At 81.2% G+C, this 288-nt stretch carries 1 pseudogene; it reads right to left on the bottom strand.

The window, feature by feature from the left end:
* Positions 1–222, bottom strand: a pseudogene (locus KVT14_RS20305) (LuxR family transcriptional regulator); the annotation flags it as partial.
* Between the last annotated feature and the right edge of the window lie 66 nt (positions 223–288).

Here is a 288-nt window from a genome sequence, read left to right as displayed (position 1 = left end):
GCCGCGGCCGAGCAGCCGCATCGCGCCGCCCTCGGCGGAGCGGAGCACCGCGCGCTCGGCGGGCGTCGCCCGCGGCAGGTGCAGCACGGCCCCGCCGGCGGCGACGGCGAACCACTCCAGCGCCCGCGCCCGGTGCGCGGCCCGGGTGTAGTGCAGCAGCGCGAGGAGCAGCGCCAGCGCCGGGCGGGCGGCGACCGCGGTCCGGGGCAGCCGCTCGGGCACCCGGATCGTGTCTTTCCCGCTCGTCCGCTGGCCGGCGCACCAGACGCGCATCACGACGGGCGCGAC

The sequence above is a fragment of the Cellulomonas sp. GbtcB1 genome (assembly GCF_019091725.1).
In the GTDB taxonomy this organism is placed as follows: domain Bacteria; phylum Actinomycetota; class Actinomycetes; order Actinomycetales; family Cellulomonadaceae; genus Cellulomonas.
Note: the sequence above shows the minus strand (reverse complement) of the source record. Positions and strands in the feature narration are given on the sequence as shown.